This is a genomic window from Methylobacterium sp. J-026 (genome assembly GCF_022829585.1).
Taxonomy (GTDB): Bacteria; Pseudomonadota; Alphaproteobacteria; order Rhizobiales; family Beijerinckiaceae; genus Methylobacterium.
The window spans coordinates 1-18,665 of sequence record NZ_JAKSYC010000136.1; the positions used below are offsets into that span (position 1 = coordinate 1).

13 protein-coding genes and 5 pseudogenes are annotated in these 18,665 nt (G+C 61.7%); 8 read left to right on the forward strand and 10 right to left on the reverse strand.

Annotation, left to right across the window (positions count from 1 at the left end; all coding sequences use genetic code 11):
• Window positions 1-136: 136 nt before the first annotated feature.
• Window positions 137-337: a hypothetical protein gene (locus MKK69_RS12970; protein WP_243968330.1), complete on the reverse strand. Its 201-nt coding sequence runs from the start codon at window positions 335-337 to the stop codon at window positions 137-139.
• Between the two features lie 343 nt (window positions 338-680).
• Between MKK69_RS12970 and MKK69_RS12975 the strand changes: the two genes are divergently transcribed.
• The 3 genes from MKK69_RS12975 to MKK69_RS12985 all read left to right on the forward strand — a co-directional run bounded on the left by MKK69_RS12975 (window position 681) and on the right by MKK69_RS12985 (window position 4,082).
• Complete coding sequence (locus tag MKK69_RS12975; RefSeq protein ID WP_243968313.1) at window positions 681-1,490, forward strand: GntR family transcriptional regulator; 810 nt, start codon at window positions 681-683, stop codon at window positions 1,488-1,490.
• Window positions 1,491-2,818: 1,328 nt separating this feature from the next.
• Window positions 2,819-3,358 (forward strand): hypothetical protein, encoded by a 540-nt coding sequence (locus MKK69_RS12980; RefSeq protein WP_243968315.1) that lies wholly within the window; start codon window positions 2,819-2,821, stop codon window positions 3,356-3,358.
• Between the two features lie 319 nt (window positions 3,359-3,677).
• The gene (locus MKK69_RS12985; RefSeq protein ID WP_243968316.1) at window positions 3,678-4,082 is read left to right on the forward strand and encodes an integron; all 405 of its coding nucleotides are present in this window, start codon (window positions 3,678-3,680) and stop codon (window positions 4,080-4,082) included.
• Window positions 4,083-4,104: 22 nt separating this feature from the next.
• Here MKK69_RS12985 and MKK69_RS12990 read toward each other — a convergent pair.
• A pseudogene (locus MKK69_RS12990) lies at window positions 4,105-4,455 on the reverse strand (hypothetical protein); the annotation flags it as partial.
• Window positions 4,456-4,668: 213 nt separating this feature from the next.
• Between MKK69_RS12990 and MKK69_RS12995 the strand changes: the two are divergent.
• Complete coding sequence (locus MKK69_RS12995) at window positions 4,669-5,802, forward strand: EAL domain-containing protein (RefSeq protein WP_243968318.1); 1,134 nt, start codon at window positions 4,669-4,671, stop codon at window positions 5,800-5,802.
• A 27-nt stretch (window positions 5,803-5,829) separates the two neighbouring features.
• On the opposite strand, the pseudogene MKK69_RS13000 reads toward MKK69_RS12995, so the two are convergent.
• The 3 genes and pseudogenes from MKK69_RS13000 to MKK69_RS13010 all read right to left on the reverse strand — a co-directional run bounded on the left by MKK69_RS13000 (window position 5,830) and on the right by MKK69_RS13010 (window position 11,264).
• Window positions 5,830-7,370 (reverse strand): annotated as a pseudogene (locus MKK69_RS13000) (diguanylate cyclase).
• Window positions 7,371-8,260: 890 nt separating this feature from the next.
• The gene (locus MKK69_RS13005) at window positions 8,261-10,282 is read right to left on the reverse strand and encodes an autotransporter domain-containing protein (RefSeq protein WP_243968320.1); all 2,022 of its coding nucleotides are present in this window, start codon (window positions 10,280-10,282) and stop codon (window positions 8,261-8,263) included.
• Window positions 10,283-10,388: 106 nt separating this feature from the next.
• Complete coding sequence (locus MKK69_RS13010) at window positions 10,389-11,264, reverse strand: helix-turn-helix domain-containing protein (protein WP_243968322.1); 876 nt, start codon at window positions 11,262-11,264, stop codon at window positions 10,389-10,391.
• A 421-nt stretch (window positions 11,265-11,685) separates the two neighbouring features.
• Here MKK69_RS13010 and MKK69_RS13015 point away from each other — a divergent pair, with 421 nt between their 5' ends.
• From MKK69_RS13015 to MKK69_RS13025, 3 genes and pseudogenes are all read left to right on the forward strand, one after another.
• Window positions 11,686-13,422 (forward strand): methyl-accepting chemotaxis protein, encoded by a 1,737-nt coding sequence (locus MKK69_RS13015; RefSeq protein ID WP_243968324.1) that lies wholly within the window; start codon window positions 11,686-11,688, stop codon window positions 13,420-13,422.
• 128 nt (window positions 13,423-13,550) lie between these two features.
• A pseudogene (locus MKK69_RS13020) lies at window positions 13,551-13,901 on the forward strand (transposase); the annotation flags it as partial.
• A gap of 227 nt (window positions 13,902-14,128) precedes the next feature.
• The gene (locus MKK69_RS13025) at window positions 14,129-14,710 is read left to right on the forward strand and encodes a recombinase family protein (RefSeq protein WP_243968326.1); all 582 of its coding nucleotides are present in this window, start codon (window positions 14,129-14,131) and stop codon (window positions 14,708-14,710) included.
• A 369-nt stretch (window positions 14,711-15,079) separates the two neighbouring features.
• Here MKK69_RS13025 and MKK69_RS30990 read toward each other — a convergent pair.
• From MKK69_RS30990 to MKK69_RS31345, 5 genes and pseudogenes are all read right to left on the reverse strand, one after another.
• A pseudogene (locus MKK69_RS30990) lies at window positions 15,080-15,187 on the reverse strand (hypothetical protein); the annotation flags it as partial.
• A complete protein-coding gene (locus tag MKK69_RS13030) occupies window positions 15,184-15,588 on the reverse strand; it encodes a hypothetical protein (RefSeq protein ID WP_243968327.1) in 405 nt (134 codons plus the stop codon). The pseudogene MKK69_RS30990 and the gene MKK69_RS13030, both read right to left, overlap by 4 nt.
• Window positions 15,589-15,694: 106 nt before the next feature.
• Window positions 15,695-15,940 (reverse strand): hypothetical protein, encoded by a 246-nt coding sequence (locus tag MKK69_RS13035; RefSeq protein WP_243968328.1) that lies wholly within the window; start codon window positions 15,938-15,940, stop codon window positions 15,695-15,697.
• Window positions 15,937-17,568, reverse strand: coding sequence for a bifunctional DNA primase/polymerase (locus MKK69_RS13040; protein ID WP_243968329.1), 1,632 nt, complete (start codon window positions 17,566-17,568; stop codon window positions 15,937-15,939). Before MKK69_RS13040 ends, MKK69_RS13035 begins: the two co-directional genes overlap by 4 nt.
• Entirely contained in the window at window positions 17,552-17,791 is a 240-nt protein-coding gene (locus MKK69_RS31345) for a helix-turn-helix domain-containing protein (RefSeq protein ID WP_409564806.1), read from the reverse strand. Before MKK69_RS31345 ends, MKK69_RS13040 begins: the two co-directional genes overlap by 17 nt.
• A gap of 374 nt (window positions 17,792-18,165) precedes the next feature.
• On the opposite strand from MKK69_RS31345, the pseudogene MKK69_RS13045 reads away from it, so the two are divergent.
• A pseudogene (locus tag MKK69_RS13045) lies at window positions 18,166-18,665 on the forward strand (catalase); the annotation flags it as partial.

Sequence of the window (18,665 nt, forward strand, 5' to 3'; positions counted from 1 at the left end):
GGGACGGGCTTCTTCACGGTGGCGCAGAAGACCGGGGACGCCAACGGCGCCGCGACCTTCAGCGGGACGAACGCCTACACGCGGCGCGGTGACTTCGCTCCCACCGCCGACGGCACCTGATGAACGGGGCCGGCGGCTACCTGACCGGCAACAACCTCGATCCGATCAGCGGCCAGGTCACCTCGTCCGGACCGATCGTGATCGGGTGGCCGCTGTCGAAGCGGTAGGGGCCAGCCATTGGATCTCGCAGGTAGACGTCGATTGCCCCGATGATCTCCTGGCTGGTGACGACGCCTGCCTTGCGCAGGTCCGCGAGGGTCGAAGGTCCAGCCGGCATGGTCGCGCTGATCATTCCCTGACGTTGACTTAACCGTGCCGCCCGGCCGACATGCCATGTCCGGCTGACGCGCACCTCACGCGAGTCGCCGGCACCATCAGGAGATCACGCCGCCGCAAGTCGACCCCTGAAAAGCAAACGGCCCCCCAGTCGCCAAACTGGAGAGCCGTCGAAATCGAGAGTGGCCGTGTGGGGCCCATTTCCAACCCCCACAAGCCACGCCGACGCCCCAGGCGTCAAGCGGGAACGCCAATTCCCGCGACGATGAGGCTTTGCCTTGTGGACCGGACGCCCCTGCGGCGGACCGGAACGCCTTGTTGCGGCCCGATGAGGGCCGAGACACGTGTTTGCAGACGAAATCCGCCGCGCGATCGAGGCGGCCGACCGAATCACCCTGCCGTCCATCACGGCGCTGCTCTGGCGCGCCTATGGGGAGGGGAAGGTCACGGAGGCCGAGGCCGAGGCGCTGTCTGGCCTGATCGAGGCGCGGCAGACCAAAAGCGAAACCGTTTCGCATTTGCGCTCCCCCAACCCGGGGACCTCGAATGCCCGCCCCGAGGGTATTTCCTCAGATCGCGTAGGCAGCCCTAGGACAGGCGTCGGCTCCCGCCCCCGCACGGATGCCTCAATGGAGCGTCGTCGCCGCTGGGCCGCCTCTGGCAGGCTCCCGCCGGCTATCGCGGCACGCTTCACTCTGGCCGAGCAGTCCGTGCTCGCCCTCGTGGCCGCCGAAGTGGCTCGCCGGAAAGATTGCCGCCTCGCTGTGGGCAATCTCGCGGCGATCGTCGGCGTGGCCGAGACCACTGTGCGCAACGCCATCCGCCAAGCCGTGAAGCTCGGGCTCGTCACCGTCGAGGAGCGGCGCGTCACGGGCTTTCGCAACGACACCAACATCGTCCGGGTCGTCTCGGCCGAGTGGTCGGCCTGGCTGCGGCTGGCGCGGAAGCCGACAAGGGATCTCCATCACGGGGATACCCTGCCAAAGGGGGGAGGGTGCAAATCCGCGAAGGGCACGCCTACTGAAGTTCTAGATCTGGGGAAATCGAGGCCAGCGGAATCGGAGAAGGGCTGCCGACGAGCGGCGGGCGACCTCGATCGATCAGACCGAGCGAGAATCCGCGCGGGTGGTGGAAGCGGCCGAGCCATGCGGTGACGGTCTACAGGCGTTCGGCAAGGCGGACGGCGGTCGGATAAGGCGGAGTTTGTCGGCTGTCGTTCAGCGCTCAACATCAAACTATTTGGGCGTTGTGCATCATCCGTATGCACCGTCAGAATTCCAGCCGTGTTCGGCTAGCGACGATTCTACATCATCCCGGCCTTGAACCGTTTCTCACCCAGATCAGTTCTGAGAGGATGTTGCAGCGTGATCCCGTCTTTGTAGGTGACTTGAAGCCGGTCGGTGCGGCCCGGCCACTCCAGGTCATTAGGCCCAGCAGCCACCTGTCATCTTGGGCCACGATCTCGATTTCATGCCTTTCAACCCTCGCTGTGTTCGCCGCTGGCGCGGCGTGGCTTGTCCCGCCCAGCAACTGGATCTTCTCAACGTCCGCCCAACGTGTGGCATCGGTGGTGTCTGCCGAAGCTTCACCTCCAGCGACATTCCCACCATGGGTAGAAGTCCCACACCTGACAGGGCCTCTCTCACACGCGGGTGACCCAGACACTTTCTCCCTTGCCGACGGACCGCGCAGCTTTCTGGATCCGAACCCCGCGGATACGGTTGAGCAGCAGGAGTTCCTGCCACCCCGCGCCAACCCACGCCTTTCGCTAATCAGCCGCGCACCCCTCGATGCAGCGCGTCTCACGCACGAACAGGCACCCGCGTGGACTGACCACACCGAGCGTCAGGATATCGCGACGATGATCCCGCCATCCGTGGTCGCGACCTTCGAACCGGACGCGCCGCAACCGTTGCTGGGTCGACCCGAGTTGGGAACGACGCGAACCAAGCCAGCGGACCCGACGGCCACGCCGACCCTGCTACCCAGACCGGCTCCAATGCGGCCGCCGACCGAGGTCGTCGTTGGTCTTGCGCCGACGATCACTGCTGCAGCTCCGCCCGAACGCGTAGCGACGCTCGGCCCAGATCCAAAGCAGCCGGTGCTAGACCGGACGATTTCGATGATGCCGCCGCGCGACGCACAGGGCGTGGTCGGGCCGGTCCTGAACCCCGGACCGGCGCGGCACGCTCGATCGCTCAGACAGCCACGAGCGCGGGCAACGGTCTCGAAAATACGCGTACCTACTCATGACGCCGAGCAGACGGCGGGTCTCATCAGTTCGCCGACGGCGACGCGGCCGCGGATCGATGCCGGTGCAATCGCCTACGCCTCCATGCACCGGGTACGGGTCGATCGCTCAGCCACCCCGCCGACCGCTTCTGTGCCGCCCTCACCCTGGACGATGCCGTCCGCCCTCTCGCCGACGGATTAGGTTCATGCCGCGGCCCCTCGTTCACCCTCGCGAAATAGGAGAGCCTTGATGATTCGACGTTCGATCTGCTGCGCTACCCTCGTCTTTGCTCTCGCCGGACCTGCCCTGGCCCAGGACGCTTCCGCCCAGCCCGACACGTCTGCCGCTACCTGGCAGATGCCCTGGCAGATCGCGCCGATCGGGGTCGCTTCATCTTCGGCCGGTGAGCAGACCGTCCTGTCGATGGTGCCCGGTACAGGACTGGTGAAGGGCACCTCCGCAGCTCTGCAGACGATCGGACAGCCCCTGCCGGAGGTGCCGGGTCGCAACCGCACGGTCGATACCTGCCGCGCCACCGTGATGAGCGAGGCGACCAAGGCCGGCATGAAGCAGGTTGAGGCGGTCTCGGCCGGCGCCGACAAGACGGATAAGAAGGGCGACTACTTCGCACCGGTGCTGTTCCGCATCACCTACGAGCGGCCGATGATGTACGAGGTGCGCCAGGCGGCGATGATCTGTGTTGTCAGCCGTAAGGGCGCCATCGTCGACGCCTACATGCCGGCCGACGACGCGGTGATTACGCAGTGGCCGGCGCTCAGCCGCCGGTGAGCTGACGGCGACAGCACCTCCTGCACCTGCTACAGCATCGCTTCTTCCCGTTCGCGTGCCCGAGGCGTTCGCGACACCGCACGGCATGCGGCGGGCAAGCACGCGACGACAGGTACTCCGTGGGCCAGTTCCCCATCGGGCACCCGTGATGCCTTGGCCGGGCGGTCTCGTGAGGGTCGGCGCAGCGCGGCGGGACTGGAAACTGCAAGCGCCGGCCTACAGCCCGGATCCTCCGGTGGGCGGCTGAGTTGTTCGGTCTCTTGCTACGAGGCGGCTGCGTCCCCGCTCCTCGCGGAAAATCCGACAGCTCGGCACCCTCATGCCTCTGATCACGTCGCGGCTTGTGCTGCTCTTTGCGCTCGTGCTGCCGGGAATGGCCCTGGCGGAAACCACGCCCCTGAACGTGCCGATCTTGATGCACGGGTCGATCGGCGACGATGCCTGTCCTGAGAAGGGGCGCGTCGTCGAGGTCGGATCGGAGCCCGAGAGCTTCCTGCCTGTGCAAAGCGGGCCGGGCGATGCGCCGTTCCGCGAGATCGGGCGGCTGCACGACGGAGACATGGTCGCGGTATGCGAGAAGCTCGGACCGTGGCTGGGTGTAGTTTACGGCTCAGCACCGCTCGGTTGCCAAACCACGATCCTCGTGCCCGTCGAGCAGACGTATACCGGGCCCTGTGACCACGGCTGGGTCATGGCCCGCAATGTCAGCGCTGGCACGAAGTGACGCTGGGTCTGACCACCATATCTTAAGCATAAGGCCCGCCGAACAGGTCGCCGAGCGCTTTCCGCCGGAACAGCGTGCGCCAGCGTCGCCTCTGATGCTCGGGCCGGTCGTGGATCATGTGGCAGCGCTGGCAGAAGGCCGCGAGGTTGGCGTCGGCGTTGTTCGTGGTGTCGTGGTCCCGATGGGCTGCAGCCAACACCACCCAAGTCCGGCGAGCTCGTCCAAGGATGTCAGCTTCCGCAGCTATCCGGATCCGCCTGCCCCAGCCGTTACGCCACCGCCCGACGTCCGCGTCCCACCAGCGCCCGTCACCGAGGTGGTAGACCATCCGCCCGTGCGGCCGTCCGCACCGCTCGCAGCAGCCCTTCGACCGGGCATTGATCATTTTAGGTCTAGCGACCGTGGCCAGGAAAGAGCTGGCCGAGCTATGCGGAGACGATCTGTCAGCGTTCGGCAGGTCAAGCAGACCTAGTAAATATGTGCCGCTTTGTCGCAGCCGTTAACGGCTGATAAATCTAACTTGGATCAGGCTGCAATCCTGGGTCGTACTCAACCCCGGTTAGCTCGCCTTCAACCAGGAAAGTTGATGATCAAGCGCCCACGTCGGGTCTACAAGCCACGTAACCGGAGTGCCCTCGAGCCAAACCAGTTGAATGCTAACGTTCAGGCTGCCTTTCAGCCGATCGAGGATCTGCGCACAGGCGAGATCGTCGGCTACGAAGCGCTCGCGCGGCTCATGCGCGGCGACCAGCTCCTTCCGCCGGCGGACTTCCTGTCCGGCCTGCCACAGGACGCCCTCACCGAACTGTTTCGCACAATGCTCGGGCAAGCGGTCTCGCTGCGGCAGAGCTTGGGAGGTGATGGCCCAGGCCCCTACGTCAGCGTTAACGTCGAGGTGCCGCTGGTGCTCGCGGATGGGTTCGTCGATCTTCTGCGCGACGTACTCGATCAGCACGCCTTCAGCCCGGATGGCGCAGTGGTGCTGGAGCTGCTGGAAGGCCATGCGACCTCGGACTTCGCTCGAATGTCAGAGCGTCTGCAGGCCATCCGTGCACTCGGCATCCGCATCGCACTCGACGATATCGGCAGCGCCTACTCGTCCCTGATCAATCTGCGCGACCTGCCCGTCGACATCATGAAGCTCGACCAGTCGTTTGCGCGCGGGCTCCGACAGAAGCCCCGAGACCTGCACTTCGTGCTCAGCCTGCAGAGCCTGGCTCACAGCATCGACAAGCATCTCGTCGTCGAGGGCGTGGAGACGGTCGAGATCCGTGATGCCCTGCGCGTACTTGGGGTCGATCTTGGTCAGGGGTACGGGATCGCGCGGCCGATGCCGAGGGAAGCCATAGCCTCATGGGTGGCGGGTCGTCCCAGGGCGACTAGGGCAGTGGAGCAGACGCCGAAATCGCTGCTGGGTGCCTATGCCGGTCACCTGCGGGTGGTGGAAGCGTGCCGCACGCTGATGGGCCAGCCTCTTCCAGTCGCGTGGGAAGAGGCGTCCAAAGACCCGCATGCATGTGGCATCGGCGTGTTCTTCGACAAACACGGCTTGCACGACACCAACTTCGGGCGCGCGCACAAGCGCTTCCACGAGGTCATGGCGCTGTACGAAGCCGATCCGGCTAGCTGGCGGGACGGAGCCGAGGGATTTCGGCAGGAACTGGAACGGGCACTTGCGGATCCCTCGCAACGCTTCCGCTGTGACGCCGTCGCCGCATGAGCAAGAGCGTCCCAACGGTTTGCCCGGCTACGGGCCCCCTACAAGCTGCAGCTTGTGCTGAATGGTCGGGGTATCCTGCTGCTTCGCACAGCGGGTCTGGTTGCGACCTCCCGCTTTGGCTTCATAGAGCGCGCCATCCGCAAGGCGGTAGAGGTCCGTCAGCCCCGTGGTCTGCCCGCCGTTTGGCATGACGGCAGCGACACCGATGCTCACCGTGAGGGCACCCGCTCCGATGCCGGCAGATCCGATTGCCAGGGTGGACACCTCGGCGTGAACCTTCTCGGCAATGCGGAACGCGCCCGACTGATCCGTATCCGGCATGAGGATAGCGAATTCCTCGCCGCCGATCCGGCTGACGAGGTCGTGCGGGCGATGGACACTCGCAGATAGACAAAGTGCCAACCCTCGAAGCACCTCATCCCCGACCTGATGGCCATAGCGGTCGTTGAAGCGCTTGAAATGGTCAGCGTCGACGATGAGCAAAGACAGCGGCTTGCGGTTGAGCCGCGCAGCCTCCCAGGCACGTGACCCGCTATCCTCAAAGGCTCGACGGTTCGGCAGACCGGTAAGAGCATCGGTCAGCGACAGCCTTTCGAGTTCAGCCTGCATGGCTTCACGGCGGCGCAGCTCGCGCCCGAACAGAAGCGACAGCGCGACGGTGAGGCCGCACAGCACCAGCACGATGCCGCCGATCACGAGCGCCTTCACCCGCCACGCGGCTTCGATCTCGTCTGTCGAAAGAGCAACGTTGAGGATGAGCGGTAGGTCGCCCACTTGCGTGAATGTGTAATACCGTCTGATCCCGTCGCGGACCGACGAACCTACGAAGCTACCGGTGCGCTTTCCGACGAACCGCGCGAAGTTCGGACCGCCCGCAATGTTCGCACCTATGTCTGCCTCGGCATAGGGCTGCCGCATTAGCCGTGTGCCATCATGCAGATATAGGTTGATCGCACCGCCCCGTCCGAGATCGAGATGGCTTAACAGGTGCATGAAGAAGGACAGCTTCAAGGTGCCCAGAGCCACACCGCCGAACGTGCCGTCAGGCTTGTCGATGCGCGACTGAGCACGACGATGCGGGTGCCCATCAGATGGGAGACCACCGGCTCGCTGATGTAGAGGCCGAGATCGGCTCGGGCCTTGTGTGCTTGGAAGTAAGCACGGTCAGCGTTGTTCACCTTGCGTGCGGGCACCGCACCCGCATCGATGATGCTGTCGCCGTTCTCGTCGAGGACGAGCATGACGCCCATGTCCTGGGCGGTGGCAGCGCGGTCAAATAGGATGAGCTGGCGTAATTCAGGGCTGAGCTGTGCGACGCCAGGAGCTTTCAGGTTGTCGACGACAGCGCGCAACGAGAGATCGTACAGCTCGATGTTGCGGGCGATGTCGCGTTCCAGGACCTGCAGGAGGTTCTTGGACGTCTGCTCGGCCTTGTCCCAGGCGTCCTGCCGCAGATCGAACAGCATCAGCCCGGAGAGCGCGACCATGCCGACCGGAGCCAGAACACCGAGGGCGATCCAGGTTCGGGCCGATCGGAACGGGCGAGCCAGCCGTAAAAGCGTAGGCATTTTGTACCGCGCTGGTATTTCACCTCTGCTAAAGTTTGACATACCAAAAATTTAAAAAAATCCTCTCGTCGCTGAAAATTTCGAGCTGCGGGGGCATTGGGTTATAGACCAGGATATGATCATGGAGACTGCAATCGACGCCGGGAATATGCATGTCCTGGTTGAGGCCATGCGGACCGAACGCGATGCGTGGCGGAAGGAAGCCGAGCGATTGCAGACACAAGCAATCTTGGCCGCTGGCATCTAGACAGCCGGCGCGGGAGACCCCACGCGATCCCGCACGAAGGCTGCGACATTATGCCACTTGCATGATTAGCGTGCTGTTAACGTAGCGACGGAAATTGATCCAAATCAATTCCCAGGTAGGATTAGCTGCTCAGTCTAATTAATTGGCAGAGAATGTCTGATGTCAGGCTCATTGCCGTAGCGTTGCTCGACGAAGTAACAAAATAAAATCATCACAGTTTGGAATATCGGAGCGAACCTTACATCTGAGATCTTATCGAAGCCTATTAATTCCGCATTATATAAAATAGTTTATTTAAATGTGGCAGAATATCTGTTCAGACCAACTTTTTTATTCGCGGCCTGATGTCTTGATAAATAATTTTGGCCATAAATTTAAGTCTAAGCGCGCTCGTCGCTTTGAATGATAAACCGACGAGCAATCAATTGCTTTATAATAGTCACACTAATGCGTAATTCGAGATGCCGGAGCGTCTTCAGCGGTATCCGTTCTCGGTGAAGTACGACGAGGACTTCGAGGCGACGTGACTGAGGTCGGGGACACCTCCTTGGGGGGGGATGGCGTCTCTCAATGATCAGGAAGCCCGGTTATGCCAGAGCAAGACCAGGCTTCCTCTATTCCAAGGATCGGGGATTAGCCTTCCTTAGAACCGATAGCGGAAGCCGCCATTGACGGAGTAGTCGTCGCCGTTGGCACGCTCGAAGGTGGCAGAACCGTTGATCATGCCGCTAAAGCCGCCGCCGAAATCCACGCTCAAACCCGCGGCTACCTTGCCGTATGTCCGTCCATCGTAGCCGCTAATCCGCGTGTTAATCGGCAGATCGAGGGCGTAAGTTTGAGCCGTCGTGATGGTGCGGTTGCTGTTGAAGAAGTCGTGCTCAGCCGTCACGTTCAGGAAGGGGTTGATAATCCGGCCGAAGATCTCGAATGGCGCCCGGATCTGGATGCCGAGGCCGCCGCTCAACTCGTCAAAGCTCTGCGCCCGCACCGACTGCGTCAGCAGCGGGTCGCCGCGCTCGGTGTATCCGTCGATCCAGACCTTAGTGTAGGTCAGGACGCCGAGCGGACCTGCCCGGAATGGGCCAAAGTCGAACAGGTAGGCTGACTTGCCCGCGGCGACAAAGGTGTTGCCGCTGTGGCTCGACTGCAACTGATCAACGATGCCCGCCCGAGTCGTGTCGTACTGGTTGAAGCCGTACCCGAACACGAAGTCGGCGTAGAAATTCGGGTAGTTGAATGAGGCGAAGCCGCCGACTTGGTAGGTGTCCACGTTGATCTGCGTGGCCCCGGCCGAGCCAAGGCTCGTCAGGTTGATGTACGGATTGCCGTAGTTGAACGCTGCACCGAGCAGCAGGTTGGGCGTGGCCCGATATTCGGCGCCCACGGTCACGTTCGCAAAGTCGTAGTCGAAGCTCGGGGCACCGACGCGGCTATCACGGCCGCCCGTGGCGTAGCCACCCTCGGCGAAGAGCGAGACGGGATTACCAAGGAGGATTGCGGTCGGGATGACACGGGGCGGCTGCCCCGGCAAATCTGCGGTGTAGGTTGCCGGAACCGTCTGCGATGTGTTCAGCGAACGGTATGCGTCGAGGCGGAGAAGCAGACTGGAGGCGAAGGCTTGAGCGCCGACAGCCGCAATCTCACCCTGCGGTGCGATGGTGAACGGTGCGATCATCTGATTGGCGATCGATTGCGCCAAGATTTCGTGGAAGCGATTGGTGTAGTGGATGCCGTCCCAACTTAGAAATTGGTTCTGCACGGCGAAATTCGCATTTGCCGGGCAGGATGCAGGGGTCGTCCCAAGCAGGGAGACGCAGTTCACGTTGGGCTGAACGCCTAAAGCTGAGAAGCCGTAGGCAGTGGGATTGGCCCGGATCTCGTTCACCAGCAGGTTGGTGTCGAAGTAGTGGATGTTGGCGCCCGTCTGAGCATGGAGGACGGCAAGGCCACTCTCCAGGCCCGCGTTCACGAGTTGGCTCCCGACCCTAAGCGCGTTCGGATCGCTCGTAGCTGCCCCAAGATTGCGGGTGAAAAAGTTGAAGGTGCTGGAGTCGGGCAGGTTGAGCACGACGATATTGCGGGCACCGAGTCCGATAAGCTGGTTGACGCTCTGGACCTGGTTCGCCACGTCAGCCGCGGCGATGGCTCTAACGGTAGCACCTGTGACGCCGCCGCCGCTGAAATCGTTGATCCCGGAGAACTGGATAGCGATGTCGTTCGGCGCGAAACGGCCGTAAGCGTTGCTGAACTGACCGATCTGCGGGAGTGCCGTGGCCGAGGTGGTGCCAGCCTGTGCGAAGTTGGTCGGGGTCGGCGTGGCGAGTGGAGTCGTCGAGCCGGATCGGTTGAAGGCTCCGATCAGCGGCGACAGCAACTCGACGTAGATGGCATTGCCGTTCGAGAAGCGATCACCATAGCCTGGAAACACGGGTGTTGTACTGCGTGTGTCACTAGAGCTTGAACCGAAATCATACACCGTACCGAACCCGGTGATGGCCTGAACCCGCGTCAGCGGCTGGCCGTTGTTCGGCACGGAGGCTGGGAAGGTTGGTGGCGCGGCCGTGTTCAGGCTAGGAAGCAGTGGATCGAGCGCTTGGGCGAAAACTGGTGTCGCAGCGGTGAGGGTACTACAGGTCAGCAGTGCCCGGACGAGCCTGTTCTTCATAATGTCTCCCCCTCTTTTTATTTAGCTAAAAGAGCATACGAAATGATCAGATGCGGTAAATCCGAATTTCGGACGTGACTTTTGGCATCCGGACACAATTCAAATCTTAGCGCAGGGTGTTGCGGAATTGTGACGGTGTCATGCCAAAGGCGCCCTGGAAAGCTGTCGAGAGGTTGTTATGTCTAATGAAACCGGTTTTGGCAGCAATTTCTTGTAATGATAGCTTTCCCTCTAATATCAGATCTTTGGCCATATCGAGACGGCACATAGTAACATACTGGTATGGGCTAGTTCCTGTAGAAGCTTTGAATGACCTACAAAAATGACGTACACTCAAATTAGCTGATTTTGCGAGTTCGTCGACTCTAATTTTGGATGATATATTTGCGCTGATGAATGCTTTCGATCTTCTTATCTCGGGATCATTGCAGAATAAGACGTTACTGGCCGGTTGAATAACATTTGGCGTTTCGTTAAGGCGATAGATGATCGCTGCAACGATGCTGTCGCCTAACGTAGGGCCACCGGAACTGCCCGTCAGGCTATCTATGAGCAGTGCTCTAAGTAATGTCTCAATAACCTGATCGCTCTGTGTGTGTTTAGCGTGAAAATAAATCTTACCAACAGGAAGGGGGCCACCAAGCACGGTTTCACAAAAATGAGGGGCTATGAATAGATTGACCGTTTCGCTGCTCTCATCCCATGCACCACGTGCCACCTCAAAGGGCGGCCAAATTCGGAGACTTGCAGTCGATCGGTGCAATCTTCCATCTTGATCAACATCAAAAAAGTTTCCTTCCTCACTTAGCCGATAGCTGAGCATTATTGTGTTCCAGCAGCCCTCGAAGCTGCCCTTTTGGGAAGTCTTCATGTGTGTCAACATTGCTCCGGTCCATCCCGAGCGCGCGCTGGTATGAAGATAGGTCATGGGGTTCGACGTTTTCAGGCTCACCCTGCCCAGTAGGCGCCCGAGCTCGGCCATCTGCTCCTCCTAGCTTGTTGGCGTGCCATCTGCATTCGCAGACGAATACAGGGCAGCAAACATCAGCCCTCTGTTTGCGTGAGGGCTGATGCATTCGGTCATTTACGCAAGTCTGATAGCCGCCAGCGCGCAACAAATTCGAAGGGTTGAAACTAATGGCAGAAATTCGAAGCGATGTCCTGTTCAGGTGACCGCTTAGCTAAGTTGCAACATGCTGTTCATCACCGTCTTACTGATGGAAGGCTTTGTGACCCATTCATCGTTGTGATCTGCAGAAGCGTTGGTCGCTTTTAGATTTCGCTAACCATTCTGAAGCAAGGCTAGTTATACGCAGATCGGGATGAGCATGAGACTGCGTCGAGCTGGCTCCGGCCCCCGCAACGGAGGCAGCAGCTGATGCATCCTCCGCTATGATGTTTCGATGCCCTCGACTGCTGAACCTCGTCACGCGACCGCATGGTTCCAGGGCTTGACGCCTTCGAACCTAAAACTCGGGCACAAGCTTGCCACGGTCATGGGCCTGATGCTTGCTGCCGTGACAGCCTTAAGCGTCCTGAGCTTTGTGGATACTAGAACGTCGGCACTCGACGATCGTGCGCTAATGACTAGGCGTCTGGCCGAGGTCGCACAGAGCCTGATCGTACATTATGAAACTCTTGCTTCCTCGGGTCAGATGCCCCTCGAACAGGCACAGCGATCGGCACTGTCAGCCATCTCCGACTTGCGCTTTGGCGAGAACGACTACTTCTTCGTTGTTGACATCAAAGGCACGCTGATCGCCAACGCCTTCAATAAGAAGAATATCGGTGGAGACACGCTGAATCAGACCGATGTCCCGGGTGGCAAGCGGTATTTCGCTGAGATGATAGAGGTCGCGAAGACGCAGGGTTCCGGCTTCGTCAGCTACATGAAGCCGCGACCGAGCGGCACGGAGCCGGTCGAAAAAGTCGCGAGCGTACACCTGTTCAAGCCGTGGGGCTGGGTCGTCGCGACCGGTCTATACCTTGATGATGTACACGCAGCCGTTCGCAGTCGGATGATAACAAACGGGCTCTGGTCTGTTGGCCTCGCCCTTCCAGCCCTCGCCCTACTGGTCCTAATTAGCCGCAGTCTCTCACGCCCGATCACCCGCCTCACGGAGATCATGTGCAATCTTGCAGGTGGGAATTTGACGGCAACCGTTGAGGGGCAAGCTCGCAGCGATGAGATGGGTGAAATGGCGCGGGCTGTGCAGGTGTTCAAGGAAGCCTTGATTGCCAAACGTCAGGTCGACGCTGCTGTAGAGGCGGACAGTGACGCGAAGATGCGCCGTGCACTGGCCCTAGACGCCCTCACCAAGCGCTTCGAAGCCCAGGTGAGTGCGCTGACGCAAAGCGTGTCATCGGCTGCCACGGAGATGAAAGCTACCGCTGTGGAGATGACCTACACGGCTGCCCGCACGACCGAGCAATCCGTCCGCGTGGCTGCTACTTCTGAGCAGACCTCCGCCAACGTTCAGACGGTCGCTGCGGCAAGCGAGGAGATGTCCGCCTCGATCCAGGAGATTGCCGCACAGGTGGCGCGTTCCTCAACGATCGCAGATCGGGCGAGTGCGGATGCAGCCCAGACGAACGACATTATGCACGGCTTAACTTCAGATGCTGAGCGGATTGGCGAGGTTATAGGTTTGATCACTGGTATTGCCGGGCAGACCAATCTCCTAGCCTTGAACGCCACCATCGAAGCGGCTCGGGCTGGTCCGGCGGGCAAGGGCTTCGCAGTGGTGGCGGCTGAGGTGAAAGCGCTCGCCGAACAGACAGCTAAGGCGACCGATCAGATCCGCGGGCAGATCGCTGCGATCCAAAGCGAGACGCGCCAGGCCGATGAAGCTATCCAAGCAATCGGGCATACGATCGACGAGATGCGCGCCATTGCCATGGGCGTGGCATCGGCCATGGAAGAGCAGGGCGCGGCGACAAGTGAAATCGTCCGCAACGTCTTACAGGCTGCTCAAGGTACGCAGTCGGTAACTATGGACATCGCCGAGGTACGGCAGGCCGCCAGTGAGACCAAAGTAGCCTCCGGTCAGGTTCTCAGCGCTGCGCAGGAATTGGCGCGCTACTCCAGCAATCTTAGCCATGAGGTTGCAGCATTCCTCGCCGACGTCAAAGCGGCATGAGATTACGCATAGCCGTCGAGCATGTTTACGGAGCGGATTAGCGGTACTCATAAAAAAACCGTTCCCGCTATGCTCCTTAACCGCGTTCGCCCGCCGGGTATAACCAACCATGGTCCACAGGTCCCGGGGCCGCCGTCGAGGAAGGTGTGCCAGCGTTGGTCGACGCCCGCGAGGTAATCGGCGTTTTCCAGACGATGGTCTGAACGATGGCGCCGGATAGGCTTGACGGATGGCTCACGCGGGCTGGCGCGAGCTTCGTTGCCTCCTTCGCCCACGGTATCGGTCAGGACCAATCTGCAGTTCAAGCCGCGATCACGCTGCCATAATCGAACGGCCCGACGGAGGGACAGATCACGAAGCTCAAGCTCGTGAAGCGACAGATGTACGGCCGCAGTAAGATCGATCTGCTTCAGGCCCGTCTGATCGGCCTCTCGTTTTTGATCAGCGAAAGAGCGTCGGAGCCCTTACTCCGCGACTAATCACAGCTGTTCAAGATCGCTTCGCAATTACCCACGCGGTTTGGGAGGCGTGTACATTCCACCGAGTACGGACTTCATCCCTATCGCCTAACATGTCGGCAAAGCGACCGTTTTCCCGACGATCCGGTGGAGCTGGTCGCGGGCCGCTCAAAATCGCCCAGTTTTTGTCGGAGAAACGTGTCGGCTTTTCTATTGCCGGGTAAACGGGATTTTGGCACGATCCCGACATGCTCGTTGGATATGCCCGCGTTTCCACCCTCGACCAGAACCTCGACCTGCAGCGTGATGCGCTGACAAAGGCCGGGTGCGAGCGGCGGTTCGAAGAGAAGAAGTCCGGCAAGGCCGGCACCAAGCGACCGGAGTTCGAGGCGGCGCTCGCCTATCTGCGCCCCGAGGACGTGCTCGTGGTGTGGAAGCTCGACCGGCTCGGCCGGTCGCTCGTCGAGATGATGCGCACCATCGACGGCCTGCGGGTGAAGGACGTGCACTTCCGCTCGCTCACCGAGCAGTTCGACTCCGCCACCGCTCACGGGCGCTTCGCCCTACAGATGCATGGGGCCATGGCCGAGTACTTCCTCGACCTCAACCGCGAGCGCACCATGGAGGGGCTGAAGGCGGCCCTCGCCCGAGGTCGTAAGGGCGGTCGGCCGAAGAAGCTGTCCGAGGATGACATTGCAGTCGGCCGCGCCCTCCTTGCCGCAGGCACGATCAGCGTGGCCGAGATCGCCAAGCGGCTCGGGGTCAACCGGGACACCTTCTACAGCTATTTCCCGCGCGCCCGCGCCAACAGCACTGCAGGCAGGCGCTGACGCGATTGGGATGGCGAATGTCTCGTGGCGACCGCCTCTTTTTTTATAGGCGGGAAATTGGTTGGCGCGCACGATGCGTTACGCGCTCGGGCTATCGCTAGTTTGATCTTACAGACAGCTCGCGCCCCTTCCCCGGGGCCCGGTCGCTTGATCGCGGCATCTCGACCGGCGCTACCTGCACCTGCTCAAGGGTCAGGGCGGATGTCAGGCAATCTCCTCGGCCAACTCGCGCATGGCCCTGATCCAACCGTTCAGCTCGCGCCGTCGCGCGATGGCGTCGTTCGTGTAGCGCCCGTGTCGGTACATGCCGTTCGCCTCACCCATCGGGGCTCCTGGCGAGCTACCGCCGTGCATACGGCACTTGCCGTTCGGCATTGCCGGCGAGGAGCATGGGCTCCCGCTCCGCGTCCGAGCCCCGCAGCGGGGAGACAGGTGCATGGAGAAGCCACTTTGCATGGGGTTGCCCTCGGATTTCATCGGGAGCCCCTCCCCCCGTCCAGCGGCGTCTCGACTGTGCCGACGACCGCCTGACCGCCGGCGTGGACGTGGACATGCTCGACCGTGACTTTCTGCTGGCCGATCTTGCCCCGATGCCGGTTCAGCGCCTCGAGGAGCTGGACGTAGGTGCGGGACAGCTTGCCCGCGTGGCTGAGGTTCGACTGCCGGCCTTCGTGGCTCTGCTCGCTGATCATGGCACGTCGGTAGCACTCCATCGAGGCGGCGTGCGCGGCGACCATCTGTGCCGCCAGCATGCCCTCGATCTCATCCTTGGGAGCAATCGATACCAGGGTAGCCAGAGCGGCCGATTGGAGCTGGTCCCTGCCCTCCTTGTCCGTGTGAGCCAGCCAGAGGGATTGAACGACCTGGTTCGCGATCACCCGGTTGAAGTCGTCCGACCCAGATCCCCCTATGGGCCGTAGTTTGCCTGCTCCGGTTGCAGGGTCGGTAACCCGTAGAACGGGTGCCTCTTTCGGCGCTGCCATGTCAGGCTCTCCCTCCGCTGACCAGCCGTAGCCGGGGCCGTTCAACCACTTGAGCAAGCCGGTCCAATTCCGGGCCGAGGCGCCGAAGCCCGATCAGGAAGTCGTCGAAGGTCGCTGCCTCGAAGCTGATGGTGCGCGTCGCATGAGTACGACCACCGTTCGGGGCTCCGACGCTTTCCCCAATCCATTCAGCGCAATAGCCGGCCCAGGCCGCAAGGTCGCGCAGATCGGAAGCCGGATTGGTCATGCCGCACTCCGGGTGAGTTCGAGGAAACGCTGATGCGCCCAGTGACTGAGGCGGTCGTGACCGCGCTCGACGTTCGCAATGTGGGACCGTCGGCAGCTGAGGTACTCCGCCATCCCTTGCTGCGTGAGACCGCGTTTCAGGCGCTCCCGGCGAAGGTGGTGTCCGAAGGCCAGCGGGTCCGAGAGCTTGGGTTCACCTTGGAACAGGTCGAGCTGCACCGGCTTGCGGCCGACTCTAACGATCCCCCGGTTGTCGTTCGAGGGAACCATGCCCTGCCGCAGGGCAACCGAGGGTACCTTACTGGTATTGGGTACTTGAGATTGAACGGGTCGGTTACTTTTCTGTTTTGCGACAGGGGTTTGGGTCGGCTTAAAGATCGGCACGTAGGCCGGCATCTTCCCGACGGTCTCAGAGGCTTTCCAGAGGCCCAAGGTGACCAGTCGCCGGCGTGCGTTCTTAACCGCGCTCGAGGTGACGCCGGCCCCCTTGGCGATTGTGCCGACCGACGCGAAGCACTGGCCCTTGTCCTTCAGGAACTCGGCCATGGCGACCGCGACCGCCCGTTCAGTCTGGGTGATCTTGCGCTGGAGCAGCAGGCGGTCGGTGTGCTCGATCAGGGCCGCGATCCCGTCGTCCGACCAAGGTCTGCCACTCCAGTCGCCCTGAGCTGGCCTACCCCTGACGGCGTGTTTGACAAGGCCCTGGCGGCTTCGTCGAACGAACGTCCTCGCTTTCACCTGAGCATCCTTCAGGGTCCAAGCCCTCCGGGTATCTCGTTTGGGGCGGCTGAGGTCAGCATGATCCTCGAACAACGCGAAGGCCGCTTCGGCGTGGCCGCCCGTTTTGGCGAGGCACCACGTCAAGAAGGCATCGCGCCCGTCGATGACGAGCCCGCGCTCGTCCTTCGTCCATAGGAGCTGACCACTTCCAGCATCAGGGACGCTGACTTCAACGCCCTGATGGGAGGTAAACCTCCGTGTCGTGGACTCGGAGATCCGCCCCTGTTCGTGGTGACCGAAGGCGCGTAGCAGCCCCTCCAGCTTTTTCTGGCTGACGACCGGCAGCTCCTTGGCCTTCACGTCCCCAGGATCGCCATCCTGCCAGCCATAGGGCTTGCCGGTATTCGGGTGGATGCCGAAGGCGACGAACTGGCGGCCCACCCCGAGGATTTCGAGGTCGCCTAGACGATACGAGGCGGTGGGCGTTTCTGAGCGATACAGGCGCACCCACCGGTTTGGCCGTCCGAACCGAACGAGGGGGCTCTCACCGAGATGCTCGACGATCGCGTCGCGGATTTCGCTTGACCGGGTCTGGCTGCCCGCATCGCAATCGATGGCGATCAGCCAACCGATCTCCTTCTTCCCATCCCGGAGCTGTCCGCAGGCGATGCCGACGCTGTCATTCCGCCCGCGACCGGTAGCGTGCTTGGCTATGAACGCCGGAACCGGCGGCAGGTAACAGGCCATCTGCCACTTGGGATAGAGAGGCTCCTTGGTTCCGGCCTTGACGATCACGGGGGAGAAGCCGTGCTCGGCTACCTCGGCGGCATGGTCTCCCCAGTGGGCACGTGCCCCACAGCAACGCCTGTCAGAGACGGGATGCTGACGAAGATTAAGCGGCATTTGCATGGTCCGTCTCCCGCGAAACGAGCCATGCCTGGAGGGCCTCCCGGCGGATGATCAGGCGCCGGCCGAGCCGGATGACCGGGAGGCCTTCGCACCGCTGCAGGAGCGTTTGAAGGTGACGGCGTAAGATGCGGGCAGCTTCAGCAGCCTCTGCAATCGTCAGGAGGTCGTTCGCGGCATTGCTAGGCACCATTCTGGAACCGCACCTTCTATAGGTTCGACGCATACTATATAGATTAGTTGTAGGAATAATCTAGAGTCGTTTGCTTCATGACGCACCAGGTGGTGTTATAGTACACCTCGGTGCCCATTGTTGCGGACTTAACTGACAATCTCACGAACTGGCAGCGGCGGGTCGCGCAGGGCAAGGCGCCCGCCTCGAACGGCGTGCTGTGCCCCACCAGCTCGGAACTGACCGACGACAAGTGGACAGCGCGGTTCGTTGCCGGGCGCTGACGCCCGATCATGAAACTAGGAACTTGGGCGCGCGCGGGGAGCTTCCGTGATCGTGGGGTGGCGTCTCGGTCTCGTAGCGTGCCGGGACGCAGGCTCGGACTACTGTCCGAGCTCATCCGAAAAACCGAGCGCGAAAGCCCGAGCATGACGTACCTGCGCTACGCGCCCGACATCGAGCGGCCTGCCCCGGACGAGCAGGCGACGATCGACGGCATCATCAAGGGCATGACCCAGCAGTCCGAGACGGTCGAGGCACGCGAGAACCATGCGGTGCGTGCCAGCCACGCCAAGAGCACCGCCTGTGTCACCGGCGAGTTGACGATCGCGCCTGACTTACCGCCCGAGCTGGCGCAGGGCCTCTTCGCTAGGGCGGGCACATACCCTATTGCTGTCCGGTTCGCACAAGGACCCGGAGAGACGCTGGGCGACCGGGTCTCGACCCACCGCGGCATGGCGATCAAGATCTTCGGCGTACCGGGTGAGAAGCTGCCTGGCCATGGCGTCGATACGCAGGACTTGGTGCTGGCAACCGGCACCACCTTCCCGTCAGGCACCGCGGCGGGCTTCCTGCGTGACGGTACCGTCATCGGCAAATCGACAGGCCTGCCCGAGGGCGTCAAGAGCGCCATCTCATCGACGATGCG

Coding starts and splice junctions, on each gene's coding strand:
- MKK69_RS12970 (WP_243968330.1), bottom strand. CDS start 337: ATGCCGGCTGGACCTTCGACCCTCGCGGACCTGCGCAAGGCAGGCGTC.
- MKK69_RS12980 (WP_243968315.1), top strand. CDS start 2,819: ATGATTCGACGTTCGATCTGCTGCGCTACCCTCGTCTTTGCTCTCGCC.
- MKK69_RS12985 (WP_243968316.1), top strand. CDS start 3,678: ATGCCTCTGATCACGTCGCGGCTTGTGCTGCTCTTTGCGCTCGTGCTG.
- MKK69_RS12995 (WP_243968318.1), top strand. CDS start 4,669: ATGATCAAGCGCCCACGTCGGGTCTACAAGCCACGTAACCGGAGTGCC.
- MKK69_RS13005 (WP_243968320.1), bottom strand. CDS start 10,282: ATGAAGAACAGGCTCGTCCGGGCACTGCTGACCTGTAGTACCCTCACC.
- MKK69_RS13010 (WP_243968322.1), bottom strand. CDS start 11,264: ATGGCCGAGCTCGGGCGCCTACTGGGCAGGGTGAGCCTGAAAACGTCG.
- MKK69_RS13015 (WP_243968324.1), top strand. CDS start 11,686: ATGCCCTCGACTGCTGAACCTCGTCACGCGACCGCATGGTTCCAGGGC.
- MKK69_RS13025 (WP_243968326.1), top strand. CDS start 14,129: ATGCTCGTTGGATATGCCCGCGTTTCCACCCTCGACCAGAACCTCGAC.
- MKK69_RS13035 (WP_243968328.1), bottom strand. CDS start 15,940: ATGACCAATCCGGCTTCCGATCTGCGCGACCTTGCGGCCTGGGCCGGC.
- MKK69_RS13040 (WP_243968329.1), bottom strand. CDS start 17,568: ATGCAAATGCCGCTTAATCTTCGTCAGCATCCCGTCTCTGACAGGCGT.
- MKK69_RS31345 (WP_409564806.1), bottom strand. CDS start 17,791: ATGCGTCGAACCTATAGAAGGTGCGGTTCCAGAATGGTGCCTAGCAAT.